7 protein-coding genes are annotated in these 7,069 nt (G+C 67.3%); 2 read left to right on the top strand and 5 right to left on the bottom strand.

Annotated features, from left to right (window positions below; all coding sequences use genetic code 11):
• The first annotated feature begins 267 nt into the window (after positions 1-267).
• Entirely contained in the window at positions 268-1,470 is a 1,203-nt protein-coding gene (locus tag ACTHJF_RS10220; protein WP_440267020.1) for a DegT/DnrJ/EryC1/StrS family aminotransferase, read from the top strand.
• A gap of 114 nt (positions 1,471-1,584) precedes the next feature.
• Positions 1,585-2,070 carry a hypothetical protein gene (locus tag ACTHJF_RS10215; RefSeq protein WP_440267019.1) on the top strand — a complete coding sequence of 162 codons (486 nt, stop codon included), beginning with the start codon at positions 1,585-1,587 and terminating at the stop codon, positions 2,068-2,070.
• Positions 2,071-2,114: 44 nt separating this feature from the next.
• On the opposite strand, the gene ACTHJF_RS10210 is transcribed toward ACTHJF_RS10215, so the two are convergent.
• The 5 genes from ACTHJF_RS10210 to ACTHJF_RS10190 form a co-directional block, all read right to left on the bottom strand.
• Positions 2,115-2,978 carry an arginase family protein gene (locus ACTHJF_RS10210; RefSeq protein ID WP_440267018.1) on the bottom strand — a complete coding sequence of 288 codons (864 nt, stop codon included), beginning with the start codon at positions 2,976-2,978 and terminating at the stop codon, positions 2,115-2,117.
• Positions 2,975-4,042 carry a peptidogalycan biosysnthesis protein gene (locus ACTHJF_RS10205; protein WP_440267017.1) on the bottom strand — a complete coding sequence of 356 codons (1,068 nt, stop codon included), beginning with the start codon at positions 4,040-4,042 and terminating at the stop codon, positions 2,975-2,977. The genes ACTHJF_RS10210 and ACTHJF_RS10205 overlap by 4 nt, the downstream gene beginning before the upstream one ends.
• A gap of 32 nt (positions 4,043-4,074) precedes the next feature.
• Complete coding sequence (locus ACTHJF_RS10200) at positions 4,075-5,304, bottom strand: beta-ketoacyl-[acyl-carrier-protein] synthase family protein (RefSeq protein WP_440267016.1); 1,230 nt, start codon at positions 5,302-5,304, stop codon at positions 4,075-4,077.
• Positions 5,301-5,576: a phosphopantetheine-binding protein gene (locus ACTHJF_RS10195; RefSeq protein ID WP_440267015.1), complete on the bottom strand. Its 276-nt coding sequence runs from the start codon at positions 5,574-5,576 to the stop codon at positions 5,301-5,303. The genes ACTHJF_RS10200 and ACTHJF_RS10195 overlap by 4 nt, the downstream gene beginning before the upstream one ends.
• A 197-nt stretch (positions 5,577-5,773) precedes the next feature.
• A partial coding sequence (locus tag ACTHJF_RS10190) for an aspartate aminotransferase family protein (RefSeq protein WP_440267014.1) occupies positions 5,774-7,069 on the bottom strand: 1,296 nt, incomplete at its 5' end.

Genomic DNA, 7,069 nt, shown 5'->3' with positions numbered 1-7,069 from the left:
GTCGCCAAGCTGCTCGGCGCCGCCGCGATCCTCGCCGGCATCGTCTGCCTGGGCCTGGCCGAGCGCGAGGCCGCGCCTGTGAGCGCGCCGGAAGCACCATGAGCTATGCATCCGCTACAAGAAGAGGTAATTCAATGCATGGCCGAATCATCCTTTGTCGTCATTCCCGCGAAAGCAGGAAAACATTTCCCTCAAATCGAACGTTGATTACCGCATTCGCGGGAATGTGGTGCGGATGTTGTTGTTTTGGCTCTGCCCCTGAGCCCCATGCGCCGCCTGCGCGAAATTCCGCCCACCGCCGGCCTGCCGTTGCAGGCCGCGGATCTGCTGCCGCGTCGCGATGCACTTACTGCAACGCTTGCTACGCAGCTGGGCGCGCCGCCGTTGCAATTGGAATGCTCCGGTACCGCCGCGCTGCTGGTGGCGCTGCATGCGCTGAAGGCGCGCGCGCCGAACCGCTCCGTGGTGGTGGCACCGGCCTACACCTGCCCGCTGGTGGCGATCGCCGTGCACCGCATGGGCCTCACGCTGCGGCTGTGCGACACCCGCCCGGGCCACTGGGATCTCGATCCGCAGGCACTGACACAGGCCTGCCGCGAGGATACCCTCGCGATCCTCCCCACCCATCTCGCCGGCCTTGTCGCCGATCTCGATGCACCGCAGGAGGTGGCCCGCGCCACCGGCGCCTTCGTCATCGAGGACGCCGCGCAGGCTCTGGGCGCGCGCGAGGGCGGGCAGAGCGTAGGGCTGCGCGGCGACATCGGCTTCTTCAGCCTCGCCGCCGGCAAGGGGCTGTCAATTTTCGAAGGTGGCCTGCTGGTCACACGCGATAGCGCGCTGCGCGACGAGTTGCTCGCCGTGAGCGCCGCGATCGTGCCGCGCGCGCCGGGCTGGGAGCTGCGCCGAAGCGTCGAACTGCTGGGGCTGGCCGCGCTTTATCGGCCGTCGCTGCTCAGGCTCGCCTACGGCATGCCACTGCGCCGCGCGCTGAAGCGAGGCGATCCGGTCGCCGCCGTGGGCGACGACTTCGCGTCGCAGATTCCGTTCCATCGCGTCGGCCGCTGGCGCCGTGGCGTGGGCACCCGCGCGGCGGCACGCCTGCCCGATTTCCTCGCCGCCAACCGCGAGCGTGCCAAGGCGCGCCTCACCAGGCTGCGAGCTCTGCCCGGCCTCACCGTGTTCGACGAGGCCCCGGGCACCACCGGCAGCTGGCCGTTCCTGCTGGTGCTGATGCCCACCGCGACCAAGGCGGACGCCGCGCTGGCCGCACTGTGGACCGCGGGCCTTGGCGTCAGCCGCCTGTTTGTCCACGCCCTCCCCGACTACGCCTACCTCGCCGACCGCGTGCCGCACGACGCCATGCCACACGCCCGCGACTTCGCGCAGCGCGCGCTCACCATAAGCAACAGCGCGTGGCTGGACGATGCGGGCTTCGAGCAGATCTGCGCGGTGCTTGGTGGACCGAGCTGACACGTCCGCAATGAAGGAAGTATCTGTTCGCCTCAGCTCAGGCGAGGATGGATGTTGCCGAAAAAAGTGAGCAGACTCTCGGCACGTTCGGTAGATCCGGTGGCGTAACTATCCATGTCTAGAATCGATAAGAAAAGCCGAAACGAACTCGAAGACGCCGCCGCGATCACTATCGGCCGTATCACGCTGGTCCTGTCTCGTCTTGAATTTAACCTCGGCCTGTATCTCAGAGCCGCGGTCGGGGGTAGAGATCCGGTGAGCGCCAACGCCTTGGTGGAGCGTCTAACCCTTAAGAGAAAGATGGATGCGCTACAGGAAGTTGTGGCGCATAAATTTTTGGCGCAACCGGAAGCGTCTAATGAGCTTGAGCAATGGATCAGGAGCGTGGATTCTCTGCGATCAAAGCGCAACTCGTTCGTGCATGGCCGCTGGGGCTTCAACACTTTCTCACAAGAGCTCGTCAATGTTGCTCCCGGCCTTCCAAGCTCTCGACCACAGAAAGAGGTCCGCTTCAGCGTTGACGAACTGGAATCCACGCTCGCAGAAGCGCAGGGACTCGCAACCACGTTCTCTGCCTGGAGCAAGAGGTGGCCCGTGTGACTGAGTGTTGAGGAAGAGCGGGGACACTGAGCTTCCGGCTCTTCTTATCGGGCTGTGATCGCGCTCAGCAACTGCTCATTCAGCCCATGCTGCTGCGCCTGCCACTGCGCCAGCTCGCGCGGGTCGACCACGGGCTGATCGTCGATGGCGGCCAGGCGGCGCTTCCACCAGCTCTTGTAGCGATAGGCGGAGATGTCGCCGGTGATGTCGCTGCCGACCAGGCCGCCGCGCAGGCTGTCGATGATCGCCGTGGCGTGCCGGAGCTGCAGGCTGCCCTGGTCCCAGTTGGTGCGGGCCACGTCCGGCGCGAACACGTCCTTGTCGATCGACAGATAGGTGGGCTGTGGCGCGGCGTGCTGCTGTGCCGTGAAGGCCTCGACCAGCGCGTCGGCATGCTCGAACGCATGGAACGCCTGGCCCAGGCCGGCCCTGGCGGCCCAGCGCACGTCCACACCCACGCTCCAGTAGCTCAGGCGCCCCGCACGCAGCGGGGCGAGATAGTTCTCCCACGCGTGGCCGGCGCCGATGTCGCTGGAGCCGATACCCACCACGTGCACGTGGCTGACCTGCGGCAGCATCGCCACGCGGCGCACCCACGAGCCGCAGTGCACGCCGAACGGGTAGCGCATGTTGTCCGGATGATTGTCCAGCACCACCACCTGGAACGGCGCGGCGTGCCGCACCCGCTCGATCAGCGGCCAGCTCAGGTGATGAAAGTCGCCGCTGCCCAGCAGCACGGTGCCGTGCTCGGCCGGCAGTGTGTCGTCCAGCACCGTGCGGAAGCGCGCGAGCGTGCGTAGCGTGCAGCCGAAGCGCAGCGCTTCCTGCCAGTGTTCCAGCGGCACCACCAGCCGCCGCGACAGCGGGCCGACGGAGTGGTCGATATCCAGCACGATCGGTCGGGTCATGCCGATTCCATGGCGGGCGCCGGCTGCACCGGCTCGCTCTCGAAGTGGTGGGCGATGCGGCGGAAGACGGCACGCAGCAGCGGGTTGCGTACGTACACCGCGTGGCGGGTGAGGCAGAAACGCGCGCCCAGCTGGCGCTTTACTGCGGTGTCGGTCCAGCCGGCGATGTAGTGGCTCAAGTCCCGGCGCCTCGCGTAGGCGAGGTTCTCCATCCAGCTGACGAAGTACAGGTTGTGCTCGCGTGCGGCCGGATAGGCCAGCCCGATGTACTTGTCCACCAGCTTGCCGGCGTGCTCGTAGCAGAGGTTCCAGCCGATCAGATCATCACCGTGGAAATAGGCGAACACCACACCGCCGTTGCCGCCGTCGTGCAGCACGGCGTCGAGGAAGTCCGGCGTGAGGTGGTCGAAATGGATCTCGCTCTGCGCATAGACGTTTTCGTACAGCGCGTGGATGCGTGCGCGCAGGGCAGCATCCTCGAACACCGCCGAGCCGGTGGGCCAAGCCTCGATGCGCAGGTCGGCGCGCGAGCGCAGCTTGCGCTTGATCTCCTTGCGCCGGCTGCGCGAGAAGCGGGCGAGGTAATCCTCCTCGCTGTCGAAGTCGATCGGCACCCAGGCCAGCGGCATGCCGTCGAGCAGCACGCAGCCGGCCTCTTCCAGCGCGCGGGCGAAGGCGCTGGCACGTTGGCCGTCGGCCACGTCGAGCAGGGGCGTCTCCGGCGCGATGTCCTTCACCACCAGCAGCGCGCAGTCGCGGCCGTGCTGCTCCACCAGCTCGCGCGCCAGCGCCTGCGGCGTAGCTTGGCGCGGCAGCGGTGCGAACTCGGTGACGGTGCTGCCGACAAAGCGCGTGCGCCAGCGCAGCCAGTTGCCCCAGCGCCGATAGCCGGGGAGCTGCGTGACGCGGCGGCGCAGGGGGTCGTCGGCCGTGGTGAGCAGGTCGAACGGCGCCACAAAGGTCGGCATGCCTGAGGCTGTGGTGCCGGCTACGAAACCTTCCGGCGGATGGGCGAGAAACTGCCGCAGCAGGCTCTCCGGTTCGAGTTGGGCGAGATAAGGCATGGTTGCGTCCGCTGCAGCGAGCTTCCCGGAGGTCAGGGTGCGCGCACCGCCAGCACGGCGTTGAGCCCGCCGAACGCGAAGGAGTTGCTGAGCGCCGCACGCACGCGCAGCTCGCGCGGCGTATTGGGTACGTAGTCCAGGTCGCAAGCCGGGTCGGGCACGTCGAGGTTGGCGGTGGGCGGCACCACGCCGTCGCGCATTGCGCCGAGCACCGCCACCAGTTCCAGCGCACCGGAGGCGCCCAGCGCATGGCCGTGCATCGACTTGGTGGAAGACACCGCCAGCTTCGGCGCATGCGCGCCGAACACGCGATGGATCGCGGTGGTTTCGGTCGGATCGTTGGCCGGCGTGCCGGTGCCGTGCGCATTGATGTAGTCGATGTCCTCGGGCGACAGGCCGGCATCGGCCAGTGCCTGCGCCATCGCCGACGCGCTGCCGGCCGGATCCGGCGCCACGATGTCGCCGGCGTCCGCGCTCATGCCCACGCCGGCCAGCACGCCCAGCACCTGCGCGCCGCGGGCGCGGGCGTGGGCCATGGATTCGAGCACGAACACGCCCGCGCCTTCGCCCAGCACCAGGCCGCGGCGGTTGGCGCTGAACGGGCGGCAGGTGTCGTCGGCCAGCACGCGCATCGCTTCCCACGCGCGCATGGCGCCAAAGCTCAGGCACGCTTCGGTACCGCCAGCCACGGCCACGTCGACCAGTCCGGCGCGGATCATCAGCGCGGCCTGGGCGATGGCGTGGTTGCTGGAAGCGCAGGCGCTCGCCACGGCGAAGGCCGGGCCGCGCAGGCCATGCGCCATGGAGATCTGGCTGGTCGGCGCGTTGGTCATCAGCCGCACGATGCTCAGCGGATGCAGCCGCGAGGCGTTCTCCGCGTAGAGCCGACGGCTCTGCTCGTCCTGGGTGGTCTCGCCGCCCACGCCGGTACCCACCACCACCGCGGTGCGCAAGCCCAGGCTGCTGGCTGCGAAATCCAGCCTCGACTGCGCGATCGCCTCGTTCGCCGCGACCAGCGCCAGCTGGGAGGTGCGATCGAGCATGGACAGCACGCGCTCGGGGAAATGTGCGGCCGGATCGAAGCTTTCCGGCACCTGTGCGGCCACGCGCACGCGCAGGTCGGCGGCGCGTTCGTGACGCAGCGGGCGGATGCCGCTGCGCCCTTCGCGCAAGGCGGCCCACAGGGTTTCGGCGCCCTCACCGAAGGCGCTGATCGCGCCCATGCCGGTGATGGCGATGGCGCGGGAGGCGGCGTCGCTCATGCCGATCCGTCAGCCTTGGCGGCCTGTGCCGTCATCACCGCGTCGATCAGGTGCTGCACGGTGTCGGTGTCGAAGTTGGTGCCCTGGTCGGGGAAGGTGATATCGAAGAACTCCTCGATATCGAAGATCACCTCGATCGCGTCCAGCGAGGCCACGCCGAGGTCTTTCAGCGTGGAGGCCGGGGTGATCGTCGCCACCTCGATCTTGGCCTGCTTGGCGATGATCGCGAACACCTGGTCGCGAACGGCGTCGGCGGAGAGTGGCTCGGTCATGGTCGGGTCCGTTCGCTTGGGGTGGGGCTGGGTGGTGTTGAAGATCGAACATCTTTCAAGCCGTCATTCCCGCGAAAGCGGGAATCCATGTTCGCCAGGGGCATCGGAGCCAATGGATTCCCGCTTTCGCGGGAATGACGACCGGGTTGTGAGGTAGTTTTTGCTGACGAGCGGCCAGTGACGCCAAACGCGCCGGCTTACGCCGTGCGCTTGGCCTTGGTGAGGAGCTGGTCCAGCAGCGCGATGGCCAGGTCGATCTCTTCGTGGGTGATGTCCAGCGACGGCGCGAAGGTGATCACGTTCTTGTACCAGCCGCCCACGTCGAGCACGAGGCCGATCTTCTTGCCGTTGTGCTCCAGGTCGCCGGCCAGGCCGATATCGACCATGCGGTCCAGCAGCGCCTTGTTCGGGGTGAATCCGTCGTCGGTGCAGATCTCGGCGCGCAGCGCCAGGCCCAGGCCGTCGACGTCGCCGATTTCCTTGTGCTTCTTCTGCAGGTCGCGCAGGCCTTCGAGGAAATGCGCGCCCTTCTTCGGCACGGTGGTCTCGTAGTCCAGCTCGTAGCCCATCTTGATCACTTCCAGACCCAGCGAGGTGCCCAGCGGGTTGGAGTTGAAGGTGGAATGGGTGGAGCCCGGCGGGAAGATGGTCGGGTTGATCATCTCCTCGCGCGCCCACAGGCCCGACAGCGGATTGAGGCCGTTGGTGAGCGCCTTGCCGAACACCACCACGTCCGGCGTCACGCCGAAGTGCTCGATCGACCACAGCTTGCCGGTGCGCCAGAAACCCATCTGGATCTCGTCGACCACCATCAGGATGCCGTACTGGTCGAGCACCTTCTTCAGGCCCTTGAAGAAGCCCATCGGCGGGACGACGTAGCCGCCGGTGCCCTGGATCGGCTCGACGTAGAACGCGGCGTACTCGCACTGGTTGGTCTTGGGGTCCCACACGCCGTTGTATTCGGTCTCGAACAGGCGGGCGAACTGGTTCACGCAGTTCTCCGAATACTCTTCCGCGGTCATGCCCTTCGGGCGTCGGAACGGGTACGGGAACGGCAGGAACATCGCGCGCTCGCCGAAGTGGCCGAAGCGGCGGCGGTAGCGGTAGCTGGAGGTGATCGACGAGGCGCCCAGCGTGCGCCCGTGGTAGCCGCCCTCGAAGGCGAACATCAGGCTCTTGCCGTTGCTGGCGTTGCGCACGAGCTTGAGCGAATCCTCGATCGCCTGCGCGCCGCCCACGTTGAAGTGCACGCGGCCCTTGCGGCCGAACTTGCCCTGCACGTCCAGCGCGATGGTCTTGGCCAGTTCGATGCGGCTCTGGTGCAGGTACTGGCTGGCCACTTGCGGCAGCAGGTCGATCTGGCGCTTGAGCGCGTCGTTGAGGCGCGGGTTTCCGTAGCCGAAGTTGACCGCCGAGTACCACATCTGCAGATCGAGGTACGGCGTCCCTTCGCGGTCGAACAGATAGTGCCCTTCCGCGCGGTCGAAAATCTT

This window comes from Dyella sp. (genome assembly GCF_051962475.1).
Taxonomy (GTDB): domain Bacteria; phylum Pseudomonadota; class Gammaproteobacteria; order Xanthomonadales; family Rhodanobacteraceae; genus Dyella_A.
Note: the sequence above shows the minus strand (reverse complement) of the source record. Positions and strands in the feature narration are given on the sequence as shown.